A 26,854-nucleotide genomic window follows, 5' to 3' on the forward strand; every position below is an offset into this window, starting at 1 on the left:
GCTTTAAAGCCTGCCCTGCGCCACACGCTGCTGGTGGCTTTGGGCAAAGGTCAGCATGCCTGCCTGCTGCCCGGTCTGCATCATGCCGGGCAACTGGTGGGTTTTCCCCTCGCGAATAAGATTCGCCACCGCCGGGGTGTTCACCAGCAGTTCAAACAGCGCCACCCTGCCCCCCTGCCTGTCAGCCTCCAGCTTTTGCGCCAGTACCGCCTGTAAACTGCCCGCCAGCTGGCTGCGTACCGGATCTTTTTCCTGCGCCGGAAAGGTGTCCACCAGCCGCTCTATCGCCTGCGCCGCGCCACGGGTATGCAGGGTTGCCAGCACCAGATGCCCGGTTTCCGCCGCCGTCAGCGCCAGCCGGATGGTTTCACTATCGCGCAGCTCGCCGAGCAAAATCACATCCGGATCTTCCCGCAGCGCCGCCCGTAAGCCGTCGGCAAACGAGGCGCAGTGCGGGCCAATTTCCCGCTGCTGGATCAGGCATTGCGCGCTCTGGTGCACAAACTCCACCGGATCCTCCAGCGTCAGAATATGGCCGTGCAGCGAGTGATTAAGCGCATCGACCATCGCCGCGAGCGTGGTGGATTTGCCGCTGCCGGTCGCCCCGGTCACCAGGATCAGACCGTTTTCCCGCGCCAGTAGCGTGCTCAGCAGCGGCGGCGTTTCCAGCGCCGCCAGCATCGGGCAGCGATCCGGCAGCAGGCGCAACGCCAGCGAGACGCCGCGATGGTGGCGAAAGGCGCTGGCGCGCAGGCGATGCTGATTGAGCGAAACGGCAAAATCCACCTGCCGCCGGGTGCGCCACTCGTCACGCTGCCGCTCGTCGAGCGTGGCCTGCAACAGGGCATCGGGATCCGGCGGCGGAAAAGGCGCGGCCTCCAGCCTGCCCTGTCGTCGCCAGCGCGGCGGCCCGTCACTGCACAGGTGTAGATCCGAGACGTTATGCTTTACACTAAGGGCCACGATCTCTTCCATATCCATAAAGCCTCCTGGAAACATGAACGTTATAGCGCATAACCTGGCACAGGTTCGGGATAAAATCTCAGCGGCGGCAACGCGTTGCGGCCGTGCTTCAGAAGAAGTTACGCTGCTTGCAGTGAGCAAAACAAAACCTGCGAGCGCCGTCGCAGATGCGGTCGCTGCGGGTCAGCGCGCGTTTGGCGAAAATTACGTTCAGGAAGGCGTCGACAAGATCCGCCACTTTCAGGAGACGGGCGTCGCCGGGCTGGAGTGGCACTTTATCGGCCCGTTGCAGTCCAACAAAAGCCGTCTGGTGGCGGAGCATTTTGACTGGTGTCATACCGTGGATCGTCTGCGTATCGCCAGCCGTCTGAGCGAGCAACGCCCGGCGACCCTCGCGCCGCTTAACATCCTGATCCAGATAAACATTAGTGACGAAGCGAGCAAGTCCGGCATCGCCCTGAGCGAGCTGGATGCGCTGGCGGCGCAGGTGGCGGAATTGCCCGGCGTGCGCCTGCGCGGGCTGATGGCGATCCCCGCGCCTGTGTCAGATTATGAAAGGCAGTTTGCGGTGGCACGGCAAATGGCTGTAGCATTTGACGCGCTCAAAGCGCGTTATCCCACCGTCGACACCCTTTCACTGGGAATGTCGGACGATATGGACGCCGCCATTGCGGCAGGCAGCACTATGGTGCGCATCGGAACCGCTATCTTTGGTGCGCGCGATTATACAAAAAATAAGGAAAACTGAGGAACGCCATGAAGACGTTGACTTTCCTGCTCTCGACGGTCATTGAACTCTATACGATGATCCTGTTGCTGCGCATCTGGATGCAGTGTGCCCGCGTGGATTTTTACAATCCACTGTCGCAGTTTATCGTTAAAGTGACCCAGCCGGTGGTGGGGCCGCTGCGTCGGGTGATCCCGGCGATGGGGCCGATTGACAGCGCCTCGCTGCTGGTTGCGTTTCTGCTGTGCGTGCTGAAAGCCATCGTGCTGTTTATGGTGGTGACCTTCCAGCCGATTATCTGGATCGCCGCCGTACTGATCCTGCTTAAAACCATTGGCCTGCTGATTTTCTGGGTGCTGCTGGCGATGGCGATCATGAGCTGGGTAAGCCAGGGCCGCAGCCCGGTGGAGTTCGTGCTGATGCAGCTGACCGATCCGCTGTTACGGCCAATCCGCCGCCTGCTGCCGTCAATGGGCGGTATTGATTTCTCGCCGATGATCCTCGTGCTGCTGCTGTACGTGCTCAATATGGGTATCGCAGAGCTGTTGCAGTCGACCGGCGATATGCTGCTGCCAGGGCTGTGGATGGCGCTGTGAGTGCAGTCTGCGCCTGTGAAGACGGGCTGGTTTTACGGCTGTATATTCAGCCGAAAGCCAGCCGGGATGCGATTGTCGGGCTGCATGGCGACGAAGTGAAAGTCGCCATCACCGCCCCGCCGGTGGACGGCCAGGCCAATGCGCATTTGGTAAAATATCTCGCCAAACAGTTCCGCGTCGCCAAAAGCCAGGTGGTGATTGAAAAAGGCGAACTTGGCCGCCATAAGCAGGTTAAAATTATTCATCCGCAAACTATCCCGACTGACGTCGCGGCATTACTCAATTAGGATCCGCTATGCAAAAAGTTGTCCTCGCTACCGGTAACGCCGGTAAAGTGCGCGAGCTTGCCTCGCTGTTGAATGATTTCGGCCTCGACGTGGTGGCGCAAACAGAACTGGGCGTCGATTCCGTGGAAGAGACCGGCCTGACCTTTATCGAAAATGCGATCATCAAAGCGCGTCATGCGGCGAAAGTGACGGGTTTACCGGCGCTGGCCGACGACTCCGGCCTGGCGGTCGACGTGCTGGGCGGCGCGCCGGGGATCTACTCCGCGCGTTTCTCCGGCGTTGATGCTACCGATCAGCAAAATCTCGAAAAACTGCTCGAAGAATTACAGGACGTGCCGGACGATAAACGTCAGGCGCAGTTCCACTGTGTGCTGGTGTATATGCGCCACGCTGACGATCCGACGCCGCTGGTATGCCATGGCAGCTGGCAGGGGGTTATCACCCGCGAGCAGGCCGGAAACGGCGGCTTTGGCTACGATCCGATTTTCTTTGTCCCTTCGCTGGGCAAAACCGCTGCGGAACTGACCCGCGAAGAAAAGAGCGCTATTTCCCATCGTGGACAGGCGCTGAAACTGTTACTGGAAGCAATGCGTAATGGCTAATTTGCCACCCCTGAGTCTTTATATTCATATTCCCTGGTGCGTGCAGAAATGCCCGTACTGCGATTTCAACTCCCATGCGTTGAAGGGCGAAGTGCCCCATGACGACTATGTGGCGCATCTGCTGAGCGATCTGGACGCCGATGCCGCATATGCCCAGGGACGTGAAGTAAAGACTATTTTTATCGGTGGCGGTACGCCGAGCCTGCTTTCCGGCCCGGCGATGCAAACCCTGCTCGACGGCGTGCGGGCGCGTCTTAACCTCGCCGCTGACGCTGAAATTACCATGGAAGCCAACCCCGGCACGGTGGAAGCGGATCGCTTCGTTGAGTATCAGCGGGCAGGCGTTAACCGTATCTCTATTGGCGTGCAAAGCTTCAGCGATAAGAAGCTGCGCCGTCTGGGGCGTATTCACGGGCCGGACGAAGCAAAACGGGCGGCGCATCTCGCTGCCGGTCTGGGGCTGCGCAGTTTTAACCTCGATCTGATGCACGGTCTGCCGGATCAGTCTCTGGACGAAGCGCTGGATGATTTGCGCCAGGCGATTGCCCTGAACCCGCCGCATCTTTCCTGGTATCAGCTGACCATTGAGCCGGGCACGCTGTTTGGCTCGCGTCCGCCGGTGCTGCCGGATGATGATTCGCTGTGGGATATTTTTGAGCAGGGCGACAAGCTGCTGACCGCCGCAGGCTATGTGCAGTATGAAACTTCAGCCTATGCGAAGCCAGGCTATCAGTGCCAGCATAACCTTAACTACTGGCGCTTCGGCGATTATCTGGGCATTGGCTGCGGCGCGCACGGCAAAGTCACCTTCCCGGACGGGCGGATTTTGCGTACCGCCAAAACGCGCCATCCGCGCGGCTATATGCAGGGGACATACCTTGATAAGCAGCATGATGTCGCGGCAGAGGACAAACCTTTCGAGTTCTTTATGAACCGCTTCCGCCTGCTGGAAGCGGCGCCGCGCGCGGAGTTTACGCGCTACACCGGGCTTGATGAAGCGGTGATCCGCCCGCAAATCGATAAGGCCATTGCCCTTGGCTATCTTACCGAGTCGGCAACCTGCTGGCAGATCACCGAACAGGGTAAGCTGTTCCTCAATTCGCTGCTGGAGCTGTTTCTGGCTGAATAGCCCCTCTCCCCCGGGAGAGGGAGAAGGGAAAGACTGCCTGCTTATTTAAATCCTTTTGCTTCTTTAATCAGCTCGTAGGCTTTCTGGATCTCCTGCGCTTTTTGCTTCGCCATCTCCATCATTTCCGGCGGCAGCCCTTTGGCGACCAGCTTGTCCGGATGGTGCTCGCTCATCAGCTTACGGTAAGCGCGCTTGACGGTGGTGGCGTCGGCGTCAGGTTTCACCCCCAGCACATTGCAGGCGTCTTCCAGCGTCGGTCCGCGCTGCGCCTGTTGCCATTCGCCGCCGGACTGCTGCTGATAGCCATCGCCGAAGTGCGCCCCGCCCTGCATCATGCGTAAGAACTGGTCGAACTGCATACGGGAGATGCCCAGCTCTTCGGCGATCACATACAGCACTTCACGCTCGTTGGGATGCAGCGAGCCGTCGGCAAAAGCGGCCTGGATCTGAATTTCCAGAAACATCCGTATCAGATCGAAGCGTCCAAAACAGATGCTGCGGAACTGACGCATTTTTTCGCGCAGCGGATAGTTATCCGCCTTGCCGACGCGAAACGCCTGCTGCGCGGCGGCACGCGAGTCGCCATGCAGATTCATACGATCCATAAACAGGGTTGCCACCTGAATATCGGCCTGCGTCACATGGCCTTTGGATTTGGTTAAATGGCCCATCACCTCAAAGGTGGTGGCGAAAAAGAGCGACTGACGTTCACGCTGATTAGCAAACCACGCCATTTTACGGCTGCGCGCTTTGTCAAACATATGCCCGATCAATAGCCCGAGGAGCACGCCCCAGAAGCCCCCGCCCATCATTAAGGCGATGGCGACACCAATCACTTTTCCCCAATACTGCATATACTCCCCAAATCGTCATGCCGTCGGCTAAAATTTGCATTATCATACCCGTCATTCTATGCCGTGCACAGGCACAGCCTTCTTTAGCAGGCTCGATCACGGGCAGGATTAACACTAGCGCTGCGAAGGTGAGTAAGTTAGTCTCTGACTGTTTGCAAGCCGTAAAGCCACTGATGACGGAACAACAAATACAACGTATGAATAAACGTATTCCCACCCTTCTGGCCACCATGATTGCCTCTGCTCTGTACAGCCAGTACGGACAGGCGGCCGATCTTGCCTCGCAGTGTATGCTGGGCGTACCAAGCTATAACCGCCCTCTGGTGACAGGGGATACTAACAATCTGCCCGTCACCATTAACGCGGACCATGCGAAAGGCAATTACCCGGACGATGCCGTGTTTACCGGCAAGGTTGATGTCCAGCAGGGTAACAGCCGTTTGCAGGCCGACGAGATGCAGCTGCATCAGCAGGTGGCGGAAGGCCAGGCCGATCCAGTGCGCACCGTCGACGCACTGGGTAACGTACATTACGACGATAACCAGGTCATTCTGAAAGGTCCGAAAGCCTGGGCGAATCTGAATACCAAAGATACTAACGTCTGGGAAGGCGATTATCAGATGGTGGGACGTCAGGGTCGTGGTACTGCCGACCTGATGAAACAGCGCGGTGAAAACCGCTATACCATTCTGGATAACGGTACCTTCACCTCCTGTCTGCCGGGTTCAAATACCTGGAGCGTAGTGGGTTCGGAAGTGATCCATGATCGCGAAGAGCAGGTAGCGGAAATCTGGAACGCGCGCTTTAAGCTCGGCCCGGTGCCGGTGTTCTACAGCCCCTATTTGCAGTTGCCGATTGGCGACAAACGCCGCTCAGGTTTCCTGATCCCGAACGCCAAATACAGCACCACGAACTATTTTGAGTTCTACCTGCCGTACTACTGGAACATCGCGCCGAACTTCGATGCCACCATTACCCCGCACTATATTCACAAGCGCGGCAATATTCAGTGGGAAAATGAGTTCCGTTATCTGACCCAGGCGGGTACCGGGTTGATAGAGTTTGATTACCTGCCGTCTGATAAAGTCTATCAGGATGAAAACCCAACCGAGAGCGATCGTCATCGCTGGCTGTTCTACTGGCAGCATGCTGGCGTGCTGGATCAGGTGTGGCGTTTTAACGCCGACTATACCAAAGTCAGCGATCCGACCTATTTTAACGACTTTGATTCTAAATACGGTTCCAGCACCGACGGCTACGCGACGCAAAAATTCAGCGTCGGCTATGGCGTCGAGAACTTCAACGCCACGCTGTCGACCAAGCAGTTCCAGGTCTTTGATACTCAGACCCGTAGCTCTTATTCTGCCGAACCACAGCTGGATGTGAACTACTATCAGAACGACGTCGGGCCCTTCGATACCCGCGTTTACGCTCAGGCAGTACATTTTGTAAACACCACGGATTACATGCCCGAAGCGACGCGTGTGCACCTTGAGCCAACGATTAATCTGCCATTGTCGAACGAATGGGGAAGCCTGAATACCGAAGCAAAGGTCATGGCGACCCATTACCAGCAAAGTAATATTGATACCTTTAACAACGCGCGGAATGCTCATCTCGAAAGCTCGGTAAGCCGTGTGCTGCCGCAATTTAAAGTTGATGGCAAAATGGTCTTCGAGCGCGATATGAACTGGGCGGAAAACTTTACCCAGACGCTGGAGCCGCGCGCGCAGTATCTTTATGTGCCGTATCGCGATCAGAGCAATATCAACAACTACGACTCGTCATTGCTGCAATCTGACTACAGTGGTCTGTTCCGGGATCGCACTTACGGCGGTCTTGACCGTATTGCTTCCGCCAACCAGATCACCACAGGCGTGACGTCGCGCATTTATGATGACGAATCAGTTGAACGTTTTAACGTTTCTGTTGGTCAAATCTACTATTTCTCAGAGTCCCGTACCGGGGATGACAATATTAACTGGGAGAAAGATAACAATACCGGTTCTCTGGTCTGGGCGAGCGATACTTACTGGCGCATGTCTGACCGCTGGGGTCTGCGCGGCGGGGTGCAGTACGATACGCGCCTTGATAACGTAGCCACCGGCAGTGCGACAGTGGAATACCGTCGTGACGAGGATCGTCTAGTACAGCTGAGCTACCGCTATGCAAGCCCGGAGTATATCCAGGCAACGCTGCCAAACTTTGCGACGTCTGAACAATATAATGAGGGCATTTCGCAGGTAGGCGGTGCGGCAAGCTGGCCGATCGTCGACCGCTGGTCGGTTGTCGGCGCGTACTATTTTGATACCAACACCAGCAAACCGGCGGATCAGATGGTCGGTCTGCAATATAACTCCTGCTGCTACGCTATCCGCGTTGGGTATGAACGTAAGCTGAACGGCTGGGATCCACAAAGTAACCAGAGTAAGTACGATAAAGTTATCGGCTTTAACATCGAACTGCGCGGCCTGAGTTCTAACTACGGTCTGGGTACCCAGCAGATGCTGCGTTCGAACATTCTGCCTTATCGTTCTACTTTGTAATGTCGTTGATTTGCAACGTAATCCGCATTGCGGTTAATGGAAATGGAAAAAGTATGAAGAACTGGAAAACGCTGCTGCTTGGTCTCGCTATGGTTGCGAACACCGGTTTCGCTGCGCCGCAGGTTGTCGATAAAGTCGCTGCCGTCGTCAATAATGGCGTGGTGTTAGAAAGTGACGTTGATGGTTTGATGCAGTCCGTGAAACTCAACGCCGGTCAGGCGGGCCAGCAATTGCCGGATGACAACACGCTGCGTCACCAAATTCTTGAGCGGCTGATCATGGATCAGATCATCCTGCAGATGGGCACTAAAATGGGTGTCAAGGTCACTGACGAGCAGCTCGATCAGGCGATCGCCAACATCGCCAAACAGAACAACATGACGCTGGATCAGATGCGCAGCCGTCTGGCTTACGATGGCGTTAATTACAGCACCTACCGTAACCAGATCCGTAAAGAGATGCTGATCTCCGAAGTGCGCAACGGCGAAGTGCGCCGCCGCGTCACTATTCTGCCGCAAGAGGTGGAATCTCTGGCACAGCAGGTGGGCAATCAGAACGATGCCAGCACTGAGCTTAACCTGAGCCACATCCTCATTCCTCTGCCGGAAAACCCAACTTCCGATCAGGTGAACGAAGCGGAAAGCCAGGCGCGCTCTATTGTTGAGCAGGCGCGTGCCGGTGATGACTTCGGTAAGCTGGCGATCACTTACTCTGCCGACCAGCAGGCGCTGAAAGGCGGCGAAATGGGCTGGGGCCGTATTCAGGAGCTGCCGTCTATCTTTGCCCAGGCGCTGAGCACGGCGAAAAAAGGCGACGTGATCGGTCCGGTACGTTCCGGCGTGGGCTTCCATATTCTGAAAGTGAACGATCTGCGTGGTCAGAGCCAGAGCATTTCCGTGACCGAAGTACACGCACGTCACATCCTGCTTAAGCCGTCGCCGATCATGACCGACGACCAGGCCCGTGTGAAGATCGAGCAGATCGCAGCCGACATTAAGAGTGGCAAAACCACCTTTGCTAATGCGGCGAAAGAGTTCTCTCAGGATCCGGGCTCCGCGAACCAGGGCGGCGATCTGGGCTGGGCTGCGCCAGACATTTTCGATCCGGCGTTCCGCGATGCGCTGACTAAGCTCAACAAAGGCCAGATGAGCGGACCGGTTCACTCCTCATTCGGCTGGCACCTGATTGAACTGCTGGACACCCGTAACGTCGACAAGACCGATGCGGCGCAGAAAGATCGCGCGTACCGCATGCTGATGAACCGTAAAATGTCAGAAGAAGGCGCAGCCTGGATGCAGGAACAACGCGCCAGCGCTTACGTGAAAATCCTGAGCAACTAATGAACGTTCAGCGTGTCGTTATCACTCCCGGCGAACCCGCCGGGATTGGCCCCGACCTCGTCGTCCAGCTCGCCCAGCGCGACTGGCCGATGGAACTGGTGGTCTGCGCCGACGCAGCACTTCTCACAGACCGGGCCGCCCAGCTCGGTCTGTCGCTTTCGCTGCTTCCCTGGCAACCTGAAACTCCCCCGCAGGCGCAACGCGCCGGTACCTTAACGCTGTTGCCCGTGGCGCTGCGCGAACCCGTAGTACCAGGACAGCTGTCGGTGGCGAACGGCGCCTATGTGGTGGAAACCCTGGCGCGCGCCTGCGACGGCTGCCTGAACGGTGAATTTGCCGCGCTGGTGACCGGGCCGGTACACAAGGGCGTGATTAACGACGCCGGCGTGCCGTTCACCGGCCATACCGAATTCTTTGAAGAACGCGCGCAGGCCAGCAAAGTGGTGATGATGCTGGCGACGGAAGAATTACGCGTGGCGCTGGCGACAACGCATCTGCCTATTAAAGCCGTGGCAGACGCGATTACCCCGGCCCTGCTGCGCGATGTGATCACCATCCTGCATCACGATCTGCGTACTAAATTTGGCATCAGTGAACCGCACGTGCTGGTCTGTGGCCTGAACCCGCACGCCGGTGAAGGCGGACATATGGGAACGGAAGAGATCGACACCATTATTCCGATGCTTAATGAACTGCGCGCGCAGGGGATGAATCTCAGCGGTCCGTTACCCGCCGACACGCTGTTCCAGCCTAAATATCTCGATCACGCCGATGCGGTGCTGGCGATGTACCACGATCAGGGCCTGCCTGTGCTAAAATACCAGGGCTTTGGCCGCGGGGTAAATATTACGCTCGGCCTGCCCTTTATTCGCACCTCGGTTGACCACGGTACTGCCCTTGAACTGGCGGGCCACGGGAAAGCCGATGTCGGCAGTTTTATTACGGCGCTTAATCTCGCCATCAAAATGATTATTAATACTCAATGAATACGAGAGTCCATCAGGGCCATCTTGCCCGCAAACGCTTCGGGCAAAACTTCCTCAACGATCAGTTTGTGATCGACAGTATCGTTTCGGCGATCAACCCTAAACCCGGTCAGGCGATGGTCGAAATCGGCCCGGGCCTTGGCGCGCTGACCGAGCCGGTTGGCGAGCGCATGGATAAAATGACCGTGATCGAGCTGGATCGCGATCTGGCGGCCCGCCTGCAAACGCATCCGTTTTTGGCCCCTAAGCTGACGATTTATCAGCAGGATGCCATGACAATGAATTTCGAAGAGCTGTCCACGACCCTCGGCCAGCCTTTGCGCGTGTTTGGCAACCTGCCGTATAACATCTCCACGCCGTTAATGTTCCACCTGTTTAGCTATACTGGTGCCATTGCCGACATGCATTTTATGCTGCAAAAAGAGGTGGTGAATCGCCTGGTTGCAGGACCAAACAGTAAAGCGTATGGTCGTTTAAGCGTGATGGCGCAATATTATTGCCAGGTGATCCCTGTGCTTGAAGTGCCGCCGACGGCCTTTACGCCAGCGCCAAAAGTGGATTCCGCGGTCGTCAGACTGGTACCGCACGCCACGCCGCCGTATCCGGTAAAAGAGGTTCGCGTACTGAGTCGTATCACGACCGAAGCATTCAACCAGCGTCGTAAAACGATTCGTAACAGCCTCGGTAATTTGTTCAGCGTCGAGGTTCTCGCCTCGCTGGGTATTGATCCTGGCGCCCGCGCAGAGAACATCTCTGTGGCGCAATACTGCCAGCTGGCGAATTACCTTATTGATAATACGCCGCCGAAGGAGAGTTAAGTCATGAGCAATTCGCCCCGCGTATGTGTTCAGGTACAGAGCGTTTATATTGAGTCTCAGTCAGCACCGGAGCTTGAACGTTACGTCTTTGCTTACACCGTAACCATACGAAATCTGGGGCGGACGCCTGTGCAGGTGCTCGGGCGCTACTGGCTTATCACCAACGGCAACGGCCGTGAAACCGAAGTTCAGGGCGAAGGTATCGTCGGCGTGCAGCCGCATATCGACGCCGGCGACGAATATCAGTATACCAGCGGCGCAGTGCTTGAAACGCCGCTGGGCACCATGCAGGGTCATTATGAAATGATCGATGCCCAGGGGAATGCTTTCCGCATTGCCATTCCGGTTTTCCGACTCGCCGTCCCTACACTTATCCATTAATCACATGTCTACATATCTGATTGGCGACGTTCATGGTTGCTACGATGAACTGATCGCATTATTAAAGCAGGTGCAGTTTGATCCGCAGACGGACACGCTGTGGCTGACGGGCGACCTGGTGGCGCGCGGTCCGGCATCGCTGGAGGTGCTGCGCTTTGTGAAATCGCTGGGCGACAGCGTGCGCATGGTGCTGGGCAATCACGATCTGCATCTGCTGGGCGTGTATGCGGGCATCAGCCGTAACAAGCCGAAAGATCGTATTACGCCGCTGCTGGAAGCGCCGGACGCCGACGAGCTGATCAACTGGCTGCGCCGTCAGCCGCTGTTGCAGGTGGATGAAGAGAAAAAGCTGGTGATGGCCCACGCAGGTATTACGCCGCAGTGGGATCTGGAAACCGCCATCGCCTGCGCCAGAGACGTCGAATCCGTGCTGGCCAGCGACACTTACCCGTTATTCCTCGACGCCATGTATGGCGATATGCCAAACAACTGGTCGCCGGAGCTGGCCGGGCTGGCGCGTTTACGCTTTATCAGCAACGCCTTTACCCGCATGCGCTTCTGCTTCCCGAACGGGCAGCTGGATATGTACTGTAAAGACGTGCCGGAGAATGCCCCTGCCCCGCTGAAGCCGTGGTTTGCGATTCCGGGGCCGGTGGCGGAAGAGTACAGCATCGCCTTTGGTCACTGGGCGTCGCTGGAAGGAAAAGGCACGCCGGAAGGCATTTATGCGCTGGATACCGGCTGCTGCTGGGGCGGCGTGCTGACCTGTCTGCGCTGGGAAGATAAAACCTGGTTTGCGCAGCATTCGAATCGCCAGCTGGATCTGGGCGAAAACGAAGCGGCGTCATTCTGAGGGATGTCCGCCCACACCGGACAGGCGTGGGCGGAACAGAGCATTACCGGCGGTCTAAAATCTCAAAACAGTAGCTGTGCGAATTCTGCGCGTCGGCGTCGTGAAACTCGCTGAACACCGACTCCCAGTCATCCGGCTCGTAGTCCGGGAAATGGGTATCCCCTTCCACTTCTGCATCAATATGGGTCAGATACAGGCGCTGCGCTTTCGGCAGGAACTGCTCGTAAACCCGACCGCCGCCGATCACCATGATTTCTTCCGCGTCGCCGCAGGCGGCAATCGCCTCATCCACAGAAGAGACCCACTGCACGCGATCGTCAGTCCCCGGATTGCTGCTGATGACGATATTTTTACGTCCCGGCAGCGGACGTCCGATGGACTCCCAGGTCAGGCGGCCCATCACCACAGGTTTATTTAAGGTATTGCGTTTAAACCAGGCGAGATCGGCAGGCAAGTTCCACGGCATGGCGTTTTCCATGCCGATAACGCGATCTACCGCTAACGCCGCAATCAGACTGATCATTGAATGTATCCCGGTGCAAAAAATTGTCGCCACTATACGTAAAGCGCATTCTCACGTCGACTGGCGACAGGGTAAAGAATGATAAAATTTTTCATTCTGCTGACGGCTTCACTGCCGGTTCATCCCGCGGATCGCCGGTGTGTTTGCCCTCTTCCGTGCCCTGCCAGCCGTGGCGCTGAATAAGCGACAGGTGCGCGCGATCTTCGCTGATGATCTCGCTCAGCATCGCGCTGGTACGTTTGTACACCGCCGCACGGGACTGGGTGTCATTATCCACCTGCGCCATTTCTTCCACCATCTGCGCATTATAACGACGGAACAGATCGGCACGCTCACGCGCCTCGTACTGACCCAGCCCCAGCCCTTCCAGCGCCATACGTCCAAGTCTGAGCGCTCCTTCGAAGGTTTCACGCTCAGGCCTTTCGACACCAGCCTGGCGAAGACGAATAAAGTGATCAACGTCGCGGGCGCGGGCGATAATTGTCAGGTGTGGGAAATGCTCTTTCACCAGCTCCGTCAGTTGCAGGTTGGTTTTCGGATCGTCGATGGCGTTGATAAAGACTTCCGCCTTCGCCGCGCCAGCGGACTCCAGCAGATCCACCCGCGTGGCATCGCCGTAAAATACCTTCATGCCAAACTTGCGCAGCGTTTCGATATGGTCGGGATCGTGATCCAGTACCACCATTTTTACGCCGCTGGAAAGCAACAGACGACCGGCGATCTGCCCGAAGCGTCCAAAACCGGCGACGATCACCCGCGGCTGTTCTTCATCAATTTCATCCGCCTCGCGCGGCTGGCCGACAGCGGCATTTTCCAGACGCGTCAGCAGCACCAGCAGGATCGGCGTGGCGGCCATCGACAGCGCCACCGCCAGGGTCAGCGCCTTCGCCCACTCGGGATCCAGCACGTTCGCCGTCTGCGCCGCGCCAAAGATCACAAAGGCAAATTCACTCCCCTGCCCCAGCAGCACGGCGAACCAGCGGCGCTGTTTTCCCGGCACCTTCAGCGGGCGGGCAATCAGCCACAACACCAGGGTTTTAATCACCAGGAAACCCAGCAGCAGCACGGCGATGCGCAGCGGATGCGTCACCAGCGTACCAAAATCGATGGACATGCCGACGCCGATGAAAAACAGCCCTAACAGCAGTCCCTTGAAAGGTTCGATGTCGCTTTCCAGCGCATGACGATACTCGGAGCTTGCCAGCAATACCCCGGCTAAAAACGCGCCCATCGCCATCGACAAACCGGCTTCTTCCAGCAGCAGACCAAAGCCAAATACCAGGAACAGCGCCACGGCGCTGAACACTTCCCGCAGGCCGGATCGCGCCACAAAACGCAGCGCCGGTCGCGCCACATAACGGCCAATCAATACCACCAGCGCCAGCGCGCCCACCACTTTCAGCGCCGAGAGTGAAAAGGTGCTGAGCGTCATGGCTTCACCGCTGGCGGCCATCAGCGGGATCATCGCCACCAGCGGAATGGCGGCAATATCCTGGAACAGCAGTACGGCAAAGGCGCTGCGGCCCATTTGCGAGACCATCAGGTTGCGCTCATTCATTGCCTGCATGGCAATGGCAGTGGAAGACAGCCCCAGCGTCAGGCCGATCAGCACCGCCACCTGCCAGCGCAGGCCCAGCGCCATACAAAACGCGCCGAGCAGCAGTCCGCAGGCCAGCATTTGCAGCGCGCCGCCGCCAAATACCGAAGCGCGCAGCTTCCACAGCCGCTGCGGATCCAGCTCAAGGCCGATGACGAACAGCATCAGCACCACGCCGATTTCGGCGAAATGTAAAATCGACTGCGCATCCGTCACCAGCCGTAATCCCCACGGGCCGATGATGCAGCCCGCAATCAGATAACCCAGCACGGATCCGAGGCCGAGACGCACGGCAACCGGCACGATAAGCGCGGCGGATCCCAGATAGATCAGCGCCTGAATGAGCGTATGGCTATCCATGATGTGTCTCCTGCCAGTCAGTCAGACGTTGTTTATAGTGGCGCGCCTGCGCCTGAAGAGTTTCGTCATCTTCAACGAAGGTATTGTGCATGGCAAAAGGCGGCAGCCATTGCAGGCCACAATAGATCGCCGTGGACTGCAACGGCTGCGAGAGCACATCGAAGCCCGGATGGGCACCGAGTTCGAAATGGTGTTTGCCGCCGCCGGTGGTCACTGCCCACAGCAGCTGTTTACCGTGCAGCGCGTGACCGCCCTCGCCGTAGGCCCAGCCGTGGGAGAGCACTTTGTCCATCCACAGTTTCAGCAGCGGCGGTACGCTGTACCACTGCATCGGATGCTGCCAGACGATGAGATCGGCGCGTTCCACCGCCGCCTGTTCGGCAGAGATATCGATATTAAAGTCGGGGTAAAGTTCGTATAAAGAGCGGATTTCCACGCCGTCGAGCGTTTCTGCCTGCTCGATCATCCGTTTATTCGCATGGGAATGCCGCGGATAAGGATGAGCATAAATAATAAGGATCATGAGTAACCTGTCTGCACCGTGCTTATATTTGCCCTGAGTGTAGACAGTTAATCGTTGCGCTTACAGCGAAAACTTACAAGTCGTTTACAAAACAACGCCCCGTTACCGGCAGGTAACAGGGCGTCTTTATCAGGCTGGTGCAGATTAGTTATCCAGCTCGCTCATGCCTTTCAGCTGGTCACGGTTAATCTGCTCGGTCTGACCGGTTTTGGCGTTTTTATAGGAGACCATGCCGGTGTCATTATCGACTTCCGGTTTACCGTCGGTGACGATGGTGCTGCCGTCGGTGGTTTTTACTTCCTGATTTGATGAGCAACCGGCAACGGTCATCATGGTCGTCGCTGCAAAAAGTGAAGCCAGTAAAAGTTTATGTCGCATGGTGTTCTCCCCGCGTTTTCAGTGAATTTTTGTTCCAGATGATTTAACTGTAGATGAAACAACTGCGGGCGGGAGAAAACACAGAACACTCTGAATGGGATGCCAAAATCGTGCCCGGCAATGAAGCCGGCTACGGTAAGCGAAACGCCACCCGGCAATAAATCCTTCATTTCCCTTTTTATCTTCCCTGAATTCATTGATGGCATTTATTCAAAATGAAGCGTTACATGATGTTGTATTATTTTTTCCGAGCCGCCTCGCATTTATTCACTTTGCAAAAAACCGGCATACTGTGTTTTTTTCAGGGTGGTATAATAGCCTTATTAAAATCCAGTGATGCGGGTTTTACGATTGATGTCTTACCGAGTGTAAATGAATAGCGCGGTATAAAGGTGTTGACGCACCGATATACCGCTAACCACAAGCAACTAAAGAGGTAGTTACTATGGCTGAGCAGGATTCTAAGTCAGAAGTTGTCACAACAGAAGTCCCCGAGTTAAAAAATCGCCGTTATACCGTGGGTTATATCCGGGACTGGCAGACCCATAAGCCTGCACCTGCCATTACCCTGAAGGGTTACTGGCTCGCAGACGCCGGTTTTGCCACCGGCACGCCGCTGAAGGTTCGGGCGATGCCCGGTTGTCTGGTGCTGACCGCGCAGGAGCCACCGCCGGAAGAGCCGGAAATTATGCAGGCGCTGAAGAAGGTCTGTAAGCTTTCCAGTCGCAAGCAGCAACAGATTGTGGAGTTTATTACGCTGATTGCCACACCGAAGAAACGGCCACTACCGCCGGGCACCGTGGTGTGGGAGGATCTGCCGTTAAGAAGATAGCGTGCTGGTTATAAAGTAAAATCCCGGCGCTATGGCCGGAATTTCTGCACTATCTATTTCTGTTTTTTCTGTAATTTTTGTAATAAATCCACCAACAGCCGATCGCTACCGTTATCCCAGCAAATGTTGCAGCCTTGCTATATTTAATTAAATCATCCACGGGAATTTCAAATGGCACATCAAACATAACCCAGAAAAATAATCTTATACCGCAGAGTAATGACACAACAAAAACATTCAGTCCCAAAGTACATGATGCAATAAGGTAAACAAAGACTAATAGCCATTTTTTGAAGGTCATTGTCCATTCCCCTTCAATTTGTTGATATCTACTTTACCAGCTTGAGCATTTATGACTTCAGTAGCTAAGCTAGCGCCTCCAGTACCTAATGCGCCGGGCAACGGGTTTAACGGCATCGGTTTTGATATACCCATACCAATATCAACCCACTCCCAGTTCTTCCATTTCGGATTCAGAACGTTATCCAACGGCCCCCGGATCAGCTTGCCAGCCCCATAGCCAAATCCCGATGCCGCACCATTGATTGCGCCACCTTTTAAGAGATCATCGCCTTTCAGCCAGCTCGAAGTCGCACCGCCTGCCGCGTTCCAGCCCATAGTTCCCCACAAACCTGTATTTGCTGTAAACGCACCGACATAGCTTGCGATGAGCACATCTGTTGAGTTAACCACTCCGTTAATAGCATACTGGATACCTGCATTCGCGCTCCCGCCTATCCCGGCAGTTATTTGCATCCCGCCCGGCAAATAAATCAGTCCTGCCGACGCCATTGCAAAACCCACCGCATCCCTTTCATTCATTGCCTTCTGACAACTTGCAGACGCCGGGGAGATTATTCTCAACCGCATTCCTGCCGCCCTGCGCCCCGCAGCTGCTGACGCTCCGCTGTCTCCCGCCAGACCGCCTGCCATCCCTGCTGACACCGTCGCCAGCATGCTGACCGTCTGTTTCTGTGTTTCGCTCAGTGCTGACAGGTCCGTCACGTCCGAGTACAGCAGCCCGGCGATGGCTCTGCCAGCCAGTGCGCCAATTCGTGTCATTTCTTTTGGAGATTGTAGTGTCGATAGTAGATAAACCAGCTTCCAGAACCACATATAGGGCCTGCAAATATACTGATACGCCCAGCTCTTTTTATATCCTCAAATGAGAAAAGAAAATCGCCTCCGATAGAAAAGCAAACAAATATTCGAAGCGTAAGGAAAACAATTACAGCCATAAAGAAAATCATTACAATCCATATAATATTGAACATAATAAAAGATAGGGCATTCTTTAAAGCCATTATTTGTCCTCCTGAAGGTTTTTTATTTGATCATTAATGATGGCACCCATTCCTTCTGTCGTAATAGCCGCTCCCATATTACCACTTGTGCCAGGGATAGCGCTTGATGGTAGCGGTTTCGAGATCCCCATCTCCATAGAAACCCACTCGTAATTTTTCCATGTGGGATTAAATATGTCATCCAGGTGTCCCTGCGCATACTTACCTATTCCATAACCCAGACCTGAAACTGCACCACTTATTACTCCGCCTTTAAACGGATCACTTCCACTCAGATAGCTTGAAGTCGCGCCACCGGTCGCATTCCCGTCACTTGTACCAATATTTCAGGTACATGCTGTTAAACTACCAACGTAAGCGGCTACCAGCACATTCGTGGGGTTCACTTTAATCAGGTTCTGAGTTGGCATAAGGTCTGATTAAAAGCTCCCGGTCCGGTGGCCGGGAGCTTCAGTTTACTTCCGGTGATGTAATTTAAAGCGATATATTAGCCAAACACCAAAACCAGCAATAACCCCCCCCCTGCACCAGCCCGAATGAATAAGAAAATATTATCTAAATCAATATTTAACATTCCTGTATAAAAATACACACAACCAATAAAAAGCCCTTGTAACATTAGTGCGCACAGAGCCATCCCGAGTGTGTGGAGACCTATAATTAAGGTAAACATTTTTAACTCATTCATCTTATCTTTTCTCCAAAATATCAATAACCTTCGGCCCTAACTGACCTCCAGTCTCGGTGCCCAACGCAGCCCCAGTGTTACCAGATATTTTAGGTATTAGGCTTGGTGGTAATGGCCTACTTATCCCCATACCTATATCAACCCATTCATAGTTCTTCCAGAATGGATTCAGTATTTTATTCATTGGAACTTCAATAAGATATTTACCTAACCCATAACCAAATGCCGAACCCGCAGCGCTCCAGCCTGCCCCCGCCAGCGCATCATCCCCTTTCAGGTAATTCGAGGTCGCGCCGCCAGCAGCATTCCAGCCTACAGTTCCAATAATTCCGGCATTTGCTGTTAACCCACCAACGTAAGCTGCAATCAGCACATCCGTCGGATTCACTTCACTATTAATCAGGTACTGAATACCTGCATTCGCGCTCCCGCCTATCCCGGCAGTTATTTGCATCCCTCCCGGCAAATAAATCAGCCCCGCCGACGCCATTGCAAAACCCACCGCATCCCTTTCATTCATTGCCTTCTGACAGCCCGCAGACGCCGGGGCTGTTTCACAACTCGCCATATCCAGTCCATGCTGACGGATAAATTCAGCCTGACCTTCCTCTGTCCCGCCGCCGAGAAGATTATTCTCCACCGCATTCCTGCCACTCTGCGCCCCTGCGGCTGCCGATGCCGTGCTGCCTCCCGCAAGTCCCCCTGCCATCCCTGCTGACACCGTCGCCAGCATGCTGACCGTCTGCTTCTCCGTCTCACTCAGGTCACTGACTGCTTTTCCCGGATACAGCGCGGTCATTATCGCTTTCGCCGCCAGTTCACCCGATACCGCACCCGCAGCACCCGCCGCCGCGCTGTTGCCCTGCAGGGCCGCCGCCGCGCCGCCGAGAATCGCATGTGCCACCAGGGACGCATCCTCACTCAGCCCCGACTGATGTCCGATGATATTTGCCAGCTCAGGAGCCGAAGCGCTCGCCAGCGCGCCCGTGATATCACCCCCTGCCAGTCCCTGCAGTGCCGCCGTCGCCGCCTGAATTCCACGCTGCAGGTCGCTGCCGGTGCCGTATTTCTGCATTTCGGCCTGATAAACATCGGTCTGGCGCAGCTCGTCAGCCGTCATGTCCGGATGGGCTTTTTTCGCCTCAGTCAGCCCGTTAATATCCCCCTGGGTGCGCGCGATATCTGCCGCCTGACTGCCGATATCCCCGATAAGCCCCACTTCCTGAAGCCGCTTCTGCTCCTTCTCTTTGTCGAATATCGGGCTGATGCTGTCGTTTGCCTGCGCTGTGTCGCGGCTTAAGGTCGCCACCTCCTGCAGCTGGCCCGCCGTGTCACGGACGGTAATACTTCCCTCCGCCACCGCCGCCTGCGTGGTGCCTTGCGCATGTCCGCTGCTGCCCCCGGCTGTTATCATGCCGCCCGGCATACTGCCGCTGAAATCGCCTCCGGGCGTGCTGCCGCCGCTCAGGCTGATACCGCTGTGGCGGGTCTGATAATCCGCCTCGTTGTTAATATCCCTGAAGCCCAGCGTTCCCGTATCCAGACGGTTTTTATCCACCGTTGCCTGCGAGGCAATGACCGCCCCGTCCAACTGCGTGTGACGACCCACCGTCACATCAAAACCACCCTCACCGGCGTACAGTCCTGTCTGCTCCTGCACCGAGTCATAAGCGCTGTTGATGTTGTCCTGTGACGCGCTGATATAACCCGAGCCGGTCATGCTGCCGAAGGTGAAGCTGCCCCCTGCCGCCACACTGTTCTGCTTCGCGTGGTAATCATTACTGTCCTGCTGGCTGCTTATCCACAGGTCACGTCCGATGTCCGCCACGATGCGGTCGCCGCTGACCTGCGCTCCGCTGAGGGTGGTGTCACGCCCTGCACTCATCGTCACCGTGCCGCCACTGTCCAGCGTCGTCTCCGTCCACGCCGTGCCGTTGCCCTTCTCGTTGCCGTTTGCGGCATTCACGTTCGCAAACACGCTGATGCCGTAACCGTTGGTGCCGCCTCCGACGCTGACGCCCACGCCACCGCCGCTGCTGCTGTTTTTCCCGCTCATCTGCTGCGTGTTTGCCGCCCCGCCCAGCGCAATATCGTTCGCCGCCGCCAGCACCGTGTCGCCCCCGGCTTTCATCTGGCTGCCGCTGATACGGATGTCGCCGCTGCTCTCGCCCCCGCCGTTGCCGGTGGCGATGATAGCGAGGTTATCTCCCGCGTTCAGCGTGCTGCCCGCCACCGTGTCGCTCTGCATATGCTGTTCAGATTTTGCTTTCTGTGACGAGAGCGAAACACTGATGCCGATACCATTATCTGGCTCGCCGCTGACCTGTGCCAGGGCCAGAGCCTGTCCGACCTGCACTCCAGAGAGCGCCGCTTTCGCCGTCTGCAGCGCGGCCAGACGGCTGTCACTTTCGCTCTGCGCCGCCTGTGTTGTCTCCACGGCGTTGTTGATGGCGCTGCCTGCCGCGCCTGATAATGCCAGCGTCAGTCCACTGCTGCGCTGTTCAAACGTCTCATCGCGGGTGCGTCTGTCGTGGCCCGGTTCGATCATCACGCTGTCGCCACTGAGGGTCAGATTTTTCTGCGCGATAATATCTGCGCCGCTGATATGCGTCTGTTGACCCGCCTGGATAATGACGTTGCCGCCCGTGGATCCCACCGTGCTGAAGCTGCCGCTCTGCGTCGTACCCTTCTCACGCATATCGTGCGTTGTTTTGCTGCTGCCGATGGTGAAGCCGATGCCGCCAGTGCCCATCAGACCGGACTTTTTCTCTTCCTTAAAGCGCCAGGAGGTATCCGTGTTGGTGGCGGCGATAATATCCACATTATTACCCGCCGCCAGCGCGACATTCCCGTCACCCACCACGAAGGAGCCTTCCACCAGCAGGTTATTGCCTGCCGAGACGGTCACGTTATCACCGCTCAGCAGTGTGCCTTTTTCACGCGTCGCACTGTCTTCCGAGATGGTGTGGGTGGTTTTTTTACTGAGGAAACCGCTGCTGCTCCGGGTTTCCTCACGATAGCGGTAGTCACTTTCCGTGGCTGTGGTCAGGTTGATATCCCGCCCCGCCGCCACACCAATATCGCCCTGTGACGTCACATCCGCCGCTTCTGCGTTCATGTCGCGCCCGGCGATAATCACTGTGTTACCGCCGCTGGCGATTTCCGTTCCCTGCTGACGCACAGACTCATCAATGCTGGTTTTTTTCTTTGATTTGCTGGCAGAGGCGTGTGATGTGGCTTCCGCCAGCAAATTAACGTCACGCCCGGCCTGAATGCCAACATCCCCTTCCGCAGCAATGCCCGCCGCACGGGCAGTAATGTCATTGCCCGCCAGTAACGTGAGATCGTCTCCCGCAGTCAGCATGCTGCTCTGCTGGCTAACCGATGACGTGCTGGTCGTCCCCCTGTCGTGTCCGGTATAACCCTGCGCGATCTCATTAGCGCTGATGTTAATGTCATTCCCTGCCGCCAGCGCCATACTGCCCCCCGCAGCCACGTTTGCACCGGTAACGTTGAGATCTTGTCCGGCCCACATCGCCAGCGCATCCGTAGCGGTGACAGATGCCGTACTGCCTGCCGTCGTACCATGGATACTGACATCGCTGTGATAGCCTGTGGCAGTAAGGTTCCATTGCTGCGTCTGAGTAAGGTTATTAATGCTGCCCGTAACACTTTCCAGCGCGACGGTTTTACCGCTGATGACAGAGCCGATATTGTTAATATCGCCGAGGGCGCTGAGGCTGAGGTTGCCACCTGCGTTTATCAGCCCGGCATTAAGATTGTTGAAGCTGTTGCTGGCGTCGAGCATGAGCTGATCCCGCGCCGCTATTGTGCCGCTACTGTTAGTGATACTGCCGCCCGCCAGTTGCACGTTGTTGCCGCTGATCACGCTACCGTGCTGTACGGTGACATCTTTCGGCGACAGGTAGACTTTCGGGATCATCACCGTCTGGCCGTTGAGGGTTGCTGACTCCCACCACAACATGCTCTGGTCAAGCGCCGCCACCTGCTCTGCGGTTAGCGCGACGCCGAATTGCAGCCCCAGTGCCTGCTGCTGCGTGGCAGCGCTGTCCATCAGATAGCGCATTTGCTCCAGATCGGATCCGAGACCGTTGATATAGCGGCTACCCGTCTGGTTCAGCAGATAATTACTGACATAACGGGTATCAAAGGCGGCATCGCCAAGAAAGCGGTAATCACGATCCGGATCAAGGTTGATCTTGTCGAGGAAATACGCCGATCTAAGGAACTGAGTCTCATCGGTGTAAGCTGCGTTGGTTTCGCGTGGTGCATCGCCCGGTTTCATGCCCAGCAGGGCATACAGATCACCGTACAGGCTCTGGTCTAGCTGGCCCAGCCCGTCCAGCTTCGGGTTGACGGTGATCAGATACGGGCTGTCCGGATCCGTTGACGGCACAAAATAGCCGTTGATGCCCGCTGGCAGCGGGTACGCGCTGGTATCTGCACCGCTGTGGTTATCAAGATCGCTCTCCTGCAATGCCTCTGTGATGGCGTCATGCCACTGGGGGATATTCACGCTGATCGTTTCTGTCTCCGTCAGCGACTGTGCCTGGATGCTGTCAGCAATACCCTGCGTGGTGAGCGTATCCAGCGATGGCGCATTCAGACTGCCGGCAACCTCCGCTGCGCTGGCCCCGCCGTTAAGGGTGGTGTTGCTGATATCCGTAGAGAATTTCGCCTCCACATTGCCACCCGCGCTGATGACCGCCCGGTACAGTTTTCCGTCCGGTAAGGAGGCATTCTGTGCTGAAAGCCGATACCCGGCGCACTCATACTGTCCCCAGACATAACGCTGACTTTCATCAAGCGTCCAGACGGTTTCCGTTACCGAGGTGCCTTCCTGCCAGCCCTGATTGCTGAGCGTGTCTCCGCTTAGCGTCATATCTTTACCGGCAAGCATAAAGGCCGCGTCATTCTCCAGACGGGCGGCGTTAACTGTCATATCCGCGCCACTCATAATACGTCCGGCGCTGCCGCTGGCTGTGATAGCCACAACCTCCTTATCTCCGATCTGTATCCGATATTCCGGAACAGGAGCCACGCCAACATACCTTTTAACGATCAGGTAAGGCCCTTTATCATCCGTCTTGATCTCCCACCAGTTACCTCCTGGTGTAGGGCTGGGCGTGCCGCCTGAATTACCCGGAATAACATCATGTGACACTGACAGTGAATCCCAGGTGTTCCAAAGATGGGCAGTATTAATCTCAATATCACCGCGCAGCGTTTCGATGTTGCCTGAACGGTTGATGACTTCACGGTTCGCCGCGCCTGCCGCATTCTTTTGCACCCACAGACTGTTACCCGCAAAAATATCGCCATGCAGATTATGAATACGATCGGCAAACAGCTGCATAGTATTCGCGGCATAAATCAGCGCAGAGTTCAGCAGCGTACCTGCGGCATTCATCGTCAGGTTACCTGCGGTACCGGTAAAGCCGTTTACCGTGATATCGCTGAGGCTGGAAAGCTGTACATCCCCGCCCGCCTGCAACGAACCCGACGCATTGAGTAAAATACGCTGCGCCGTAAATGTGCTGTTACCGTAACCAGTAGTCAGTTGCCCGCTATTAGTGAATGCCCCTCCCGCATTAAGGGCGAGGCTATTCCCCTGCATCACGCCGTTATTGCTGATGGCATGGTGTGAGGAAAGGGTAAGCGCCTGACCTGCGGCCAGCGTGCCGTTATGGGTAAGTTCATTGACCAGATTCAGGGTGATATCACCCAGCGCTACCACCTGACCGGCACCGATCAGATCCTGACTGTTTATCCGCAGATCGTCAGCGCTGAACAGTTTGCCGTTCGCTGTATTGCCGACGACGTCGCTGTCTATAGCAAGCAAACCAAGCCCCAGCGTTGTACCCGCGTTAGTGAAATCCTGGTAGTGCACCAGCAGATCTGCAGCCTGAAGCGTGCCGCTGTTGTTAAGCGTGGTGCCGCGCAACCGGGCATCTTCAACTGCCAGTATCCGCCCATTGTTTACCGCATTCACCACGTTCAGCAGTAGCGTGACGGCCTGTATAAGTCCTCCGCTGGCGTTGCCGAGATCTGCGGTGCTCAACGTAAGTGTATCGCCGGAAACAAGCGTGCCGTCATTTTGCGCGCGGAGGGTGGCCTGAATGGCGGTGCTACCGCCGCCCTGGACAATACCGTTATTCAGCAGCACAGGCGCGGTGATGTTCAGCGCATTCTGGCTCAAGAATATGCCGTCTTTGGCGTTAGTCAGTTCGCTGGCGGCGTTTACCGTCAGGGTTTCGCCCTGTATGCGCCCGCGGTTCAGTAGTGTATCGGTCGCCAGACGGGTTGCTTTACCCTGGATCTGTCCGGCACTGGTGACAGTCGCCGCATTAAGTTGTAAATCACCAGCGCTCAATAACTTACCGTGCGGCTGATTATCCAGCGAGTGACGCAGCGTGGCGGTCAGCCCATCAACACCCGTCACCTCGCCGTTGTTAATCAGGGTATCCGCCTGCAGGGTGAGATTTTTCGCGATCCACTGCCCCGCGTTATTCATCGTGAGAGCGGAAAGCGCAAGCTCGCCATTCGAGGTGATTTTATTGTCAGCCGAGCCCTGAAGCGTACCGCTGAGGGTAATCGTCAGCCGATCCTCTGCGTGGAGTGCGCCACGGTTCGTCAGATCTCGCGCCTTCACCAGCACATGCTTACCCTGCCACTGTCCGGCGTTATGAATATCGTCGGCGGTAAGGGTAAGATCGCCCGCGGTGAGCAGCGATCCGCGGTTCACCAGACCATTGCTGGTAAGACTGAGATCGCCTGCGGAGAGCAGGTTGCCCTGATTATTCATGCTCGACGTAATCAGCGTAGCCTTGCCCTGGCTCATGATGTCGCCGTTATTAGTTAACCTCTGTGTGGTATCGACAGCAAGATCGCCCGTGGCCAGCACGCTGCCGCGGTTCTGCCAGTCCTGTGCGTTCAGGCTTACCGTCTGTCCCTGGAGGTGACCGGCAGACATGAACGTCGTGCCCGTGAGCGACAGTGCCCCTCCCGTCAACGTGCTGGATCCTGAAAGCAGATCCAGCATCATGGCGACCAGAGTTAAGGTTTTCTCTCCCTGGATCAGGCCGTGATTCACCATTTTCTCTGCACTTACGCGACTGGTTACCGCGTTCAGCACACCGCGGTTATTCAGCGTCTGCGCCCTGAGCGTGAGATCGCTACCGCTGACGATGGCCGATTTTTCCGCCGTATCAAGGGTGGTGGCGGTGACCGTGACTCCCGTCGCACCGAGGATCGTACCGCTGTTTGTGAGTTGTCCGGCATTGACCGTAGCCTGTGTGCCTGCAACCAGCGCCCCCCTGTTGGTCAGCGCGCCCACGCGAAGGTCGAGTGTTTTTCCGGCGGTCAGTTTGCCCTGCAACTGCGCCCTGTCAGTGCTTCGCAGTGTAATGTTTCCGGCGGCATCCACTTGTGCCGTCTGCTGCTGGTTCATCTGTTTCGCGCGAAGCGTCAGGTTCTGTCCGGCGGTTAGCGTGCCGCCGTTTTGCGCCAGTAGGCCGTCTGCGCTGAGATGCAGGTTTTGATCGCTCAGCAACGTCGCCTGGTTAAGCGCGATATCACCCTGACTGCTGATGGCCAGATCGTCGCCCGCTTTGTGATTGCCGATAAGCGTTACGTGTTGCCCCTTCGCCGTTAACGCACCGCTGGCGAGGCTATTGTTGACAACGAGCTTACCACTGGCATCAAGCGTAATATCTCCCTGGCGGGCGTTGAGGTTGCCAAGGTTCACGCCCAGCCCCTTCTCGCCAGACACCAGCCGGATGCGATTGGCGTACATTCCTCCCAGCGCACCGGTATCAACCGCAATTTTGGGAACCTCGCCTTCGCCGTTAAGCGCATGGATTTTTCCATCTGCCCCAACGCGGTTGGCCCCGGCAATCACCTTCACCTCTTTCGCGTACAGCGCTGCGTTAATCGCCGTGGCCCGGGAAATAATCGCTACCGCATCGCTCTGATTGCCGTCCAGGCCTGCTCCTTCAATGATGATGCTGCCTTTAGTCACGTCCAGAGACTGTAAATTGCCCTGCACGTCCAGCACGGGCTTGCCTGTGGTCAGGGTGGTATTAGGCGTATTGATAAATCCACAACCATTACAGGTGATGCCATAAGGGTTAGCGACAATAACATTTGCCGCCTTACCGGCTACTTCGGTATAGCCCTGCAACTGCGAACGGTTCGCGCCGGTCACTTCGTTGATGATGCCTTTCGCTTCCTGCCCGGGTTTAAGATTGGGGTTGTTCTGAATAAGGCCGCCCAGTTGCGTGGCATTAAGCTGACCCGTGGCGTTGTTCAGGATCAACCCCTCTTTGCCGACGTTATAGTCGTTATATTTGTTATGGGAAATACCGGATTGACTGGGCGTGGCGATATTTACCACCGGTACACCGTTGGCCGCCTTGTCCACCTGAGTATTCCCCTGCGGGGTAAGTGTCGCCGCCACTGCTGGCAGCATGGGTTGCGTGGTTAACGCCACACTCAATACGCCGCTTAACAGTCGCTGCGAGAAATGCACCTGATCCTTTTTCATC

General features: G+C 56.2%; 23 protein-coding genes and 1 pseudogene. 12 read left to right on the top strand and 12 right to left on the bottom strand.

Features of this window, described 5'->3' with window-relative positions; genetic code table 11:
- Window positions 1-3: 3 nt before the first annotated feature.
- Window positions 4-981, bottom strand: a complete 978-nt coding sequence (locus ACQUTD_RS12315; RefSeq protein ID WP_473276303.1) for a PilT/PilU family type 4a pilus ATPase — start codon at window positions 979-981, stop codon at window positions 4-6.
- 16 nt (window positions 982-997) lie between these two features.
- Here ACQUTD_RS12315 and ACQUTD_RS12320 point away from each other — a divergent pair, with 16 nt between their 5' ends.
- From ACQUTD_RS12320 to hemW, 5 genes are read left to right on the top strand one after another with little or no spacing between them, the layout of a single operon-like run.
- Complete coding sequence (locus ACQUTD_RS12320; RefSeq protein ID WP_473276306.1) at window positions 998-1,711, top strand: YggS family pyridoxal phosphate-dependent enzyme; 714 nt, start codon at window positions 998-1,000, stop codon at window positions 1,709-1,711.
- 8 nt (window positions 1,712-1,719) lie between these two features.
- Window positions 1,720-2,286 (top strand): YggT family protein, encoded by a 567-nt coding sequence (locus ACQUTD_RS12325; RefSeq protein WP_072570523.1) that lies wholly within the window; start codon window positions 1,720-1,722, stop codon window positions 2,284-2,286.
- Window positions 2,283-2,573 (top strand): DUF167 family protein YggU, encoded by a 291-nt coding sequence (gene yggU / locus ACQUTD_RS12330; protein ID WP_072570521.1) that lies wholly within the window; start codon window positions 2,283-2,285, stop codon window positions 2,571-2,573. Before ACQUTD_RS12325 ends, yggU begins: the two co-directional genes overlap by 4 nt.
- An 8-nt stretch (window positions 2,574-2,581) precedes the next feature.
- On the top strand, window positions 2,582-3,175 hold the full coding sequence (locus tag ACQUTD_RS12335) for an XTP/dITP diphosphatase (protein WP_072570519.1): 594 nt from the start codon (window positions 2,582-2,584) through the stop codon (window positions 3,173-3,175).
- Window positions 3,168-4,304 (top strand): radical SAM family heme chaperone HemW, encoded by a 1,137-nt coding sequence (hemW, locus tag ACQUTD_RS12340; RefSeq protein ID WP_473276309.1) that lies wholly within the window; start codon window positions 3,168-3,170, stop codon window positions 4,302-4,304. Before ACQUTD_RS12335 ends, hemW begins: the two co-directional genes overlap by 8 nt.
- Window positions 4,305-4,345: 41 nt before the next feature.
- Here hemW and djlA read toward each other — a convergent pair whose 3' ends face one another.
- Entirely contained in the window at window positions 4,346-5,158 is an 813-nt protein-coding gene (djlA, locus tag ACQUTD_RS12345) for a co-chaperone DjlA (protein ID WP_072570516.1), read from the bottom strand.
- 197 nt (window positions 5,159-5,355) lie between these two features.
- Here djlA and lptD point away from each other — a divergent pair, with 197 nt between their 5' ends.
- The 6 genes from lptD to apaH are packed head-to-tail and all read left to right on the top strand — an operon-like array spanning window position 5,356 to window position 12,082.
- The gene (gene lptD / locus ACQUTD_RS12350) at window positions 5,356-7,704 is read left to right on the top strand and encodes an LPS assembly protein LptD (RefSeq protein ID WP_473276312.1); all 2,349 of its coding nucleotides are present in this window, start codon (window positions 5,356-5,358) and stop codon (window positions 7,702-7,704) included.
- 53 nt (window positions 7,705-7,757) lie between these two features.
- Window positions 7,758-9,044: a peptidylprolyl isomerase SurA gene (gene surA / locus ACQUTD_RS12355; RefSeq protein WP_473276315.1), complete on the top strand. Its 1,287-nt coding sequence runs from the start codon at window positions 7,758-7,760 to the stop codon at window positions 9,042-9,044.
- Window positions 9,044-10,030: a 4-hydroxythreonine-4-phosphate dehydrogenase PdxA gene (gene pdxA / locus ACQUTD_RS12360; RefSeq protein WP_473276318.1), complete on the top strand. Its 987-nt coding sequence runs from the start codon at window positions 9,044-9,046 to the stop codon at window positions 10,028-10,030. Before surA ends, pdxA begins: the two co-directional genes overlap by 1 nt.
- Complete coding sequence (rsmA, locus tag ACQUTD_RS12365) at window positions 10,027-10,848, top strand: 16S rRNA (adenine(1518)-N(6)/adenine(1519)-N(6))-dimethyltransferase RsmA (protein WP_072570510.1); 822 nt, start codon at window positions 10,027-10,029, stop codon at window positions 10,846-10,848. Before pdxA ends, rsmA begins: the two co-directional genes overlap by 4 nt.
- Window positions 10,849-10,851: 3 nt before the next feature.
- Window positions 10,852-11,229, top strand: a complete 378-nt coding sequence (gene apaG / locus ACQUTD_RS12370; protein WP_072570508.1) for a Co2+/Mg2+ efflux protein ApaG — start codon at window positions 10,852-10,854, stop codon at window positions 11,227-11,229.
- 4 nt (window positions 11,230-11,233) lie between these two features.
- Entirely contained in the window at window positions 11,234-12,082 is an 849-nt protein-coding gene (apaH, locus tag ACQUTD_RS12375; RefSeq protein ID WP_473276321.1) for a bis(5'-nucleosyl)-tetraphosphatase (symmetrical) ApaH, read from the top strand.
- A 43-nt stretch (window positions 12,083-12,125) separates the two neighbouring features.
- On the opposite strand, the gene folA is transcribed toward apaH, so the two are convergent.
- The 4 genes from folA to ACQUTD_RS12395 form a co-directional block, all read right to left on the bottom strand.
- On the bottom strand, window positions 12,126-12,605 hold the full coding sequence (gene folA / locus ACQUTD_RS12380) for a type 3 dihydrofolate reductase (protein WP_072570504.1): 480 nt from the start codon (window positions 12,603-12,605) through the stop codon (window positions 12,126-12,128).
- Between the two features lie 91 nt (window positions 12,606-12,696).
- Entirely contained in the window at window positions 12,697-14,562 is a 1,866-nt protein-coding gene (gene kefC, locus ACQUTD_RS12385) for a glutathione-regulated potassium-efflux system protein KefC (RefSeq protein WP_318363831.1), read from the bottom strand.
- The gene (gene kefF, locus ACQUTD_RS12390) at window positions 14,555-15,085 is read right to left on the bottom strand and encodes a glutathione-regulated potassium-efflux system oxidoreductase KefF (protein WP_473276323.1); all 531 of its coding nucleotides are present in this window, start codon (window positions 15,083-15,085) and stop codon (window positions 14,555-14,557) included. Before kefF ends, kefC begins: the two co-directional genes overlap by 8 nt.
- Before the next feature lie 144 nt (window positions 15,086-15,229).
- Complete coding sequence (locus ACQUTD_RS12395; RefSeq protein ID WP_072570501.1) at window positions 15,230-15,463, bottom strand: YgdI/YgdR family lipoprotein; 234 nt, start codon at window positions 15,461-15,463, stop codon at window positions 15,230-15,232.
- Window positions 15,464-15,908: 445 nt separating this feature from the next.
- On the opposite strand from ACQUTD_RS12395, the gene symE reads away from it, so the two are divergent.
- Complete coding sequence (gene symE, locus ACQUTD_RS12400) at window positions 15,909-16,295, top strand: endoribonuclease SymE (protein WP_473276325.1); 387 nt, start codon at window positions 15,909-15,911, stop codon at window positions 16,293-16,295.
- 49 nt (window positions 16,296-16,344) lie between these two features.
- Here the strand turns inward: symE and ACQUTD_RS12405 are convergent, their stop codons facing one another.
- From ACQUTD_RS12405 to ACQUTD_RS12430, 6 genes and pseudogenes are all read right to left on the bottom strand, one after another.
- Window positions 16,345-16,596 (bottom strand): hypothetical protein, encoded by a 252-nt coding sequence (locus tag ACQUTD_RS12405; protein WP_473276327.1) that lies wholly within the window; start codon window positions 16,594-16,596, stop codon window positions 16,345-16,347.
- Window positions 16,593-17,117 carry an adhesin gene (locus tag ACQUTD_RS12410; RefSeq protein ID WP_473276330.1) on the bottom strand — a complete coding sequence of 175 codons (525 nt, stop codon included), beginning with the start codon at window positions 17,115-17,117 and terminating at the stop codon, window positions 16,593-16,595. The genes ACQUTD_RS12405 and ACQUTD_RS12410 overlap by 4 nt, the downstream gene beginning before the upstream one ends.
- A 31-nt stretch (window positions 17,118-17,148) precedes the next feature.
- Window positions 17,149-17,345 (bottom strand): annotated as a pseudogene (locus ACQUTD_RS12415) (VENN motif pre-toxin domain-containing protein); the annotation flags it as partial.
- An 8-nt stretch (window positions 17,346-17,353) separates the two neighbouring features.
- Window positions 17,354-17,599 (bottom strand): hypothetical protein, encoded by a 246-nt coding sequence (locus ACQUTD_RS12420; protein WP_473276332.1) that lies wholly within the window; start codon window positions 17,597-17,599, stop codon window positions 17,354-17,356.
- A 487-nt stretch (window positions 17,600-18,086) separates the two neighbouring features.
- Complete coding sequence (locus tag ACQUTD_RS12425; RefSeq protein WP_473276335.1) at window positions 18,087-18,287, bottom strand: hypothetical protein; 201 nt, start codon at window positions 18,285-18,287, stop codon at window positions 18,087-18,089.
- Between the two features lies 1 nt (window position 18,288).
- Window positions 18,289-26,853, bottom strand: a complete 8,565-nt coding sequence (locus ACQUTD_RS12430; RefSeq protein ID WP_473276524.1) for a hemagglutinin repeat-containing protein — start codon at window positions 26,851-26,853, stop codon at window positions 18,289-18,291.
- Window position 26,854 lies beyond the last annotated feature (1 nt).

The sequence above is a fragment of the Enterobacter sp. K510 genome (assembly GCF_055804875.1).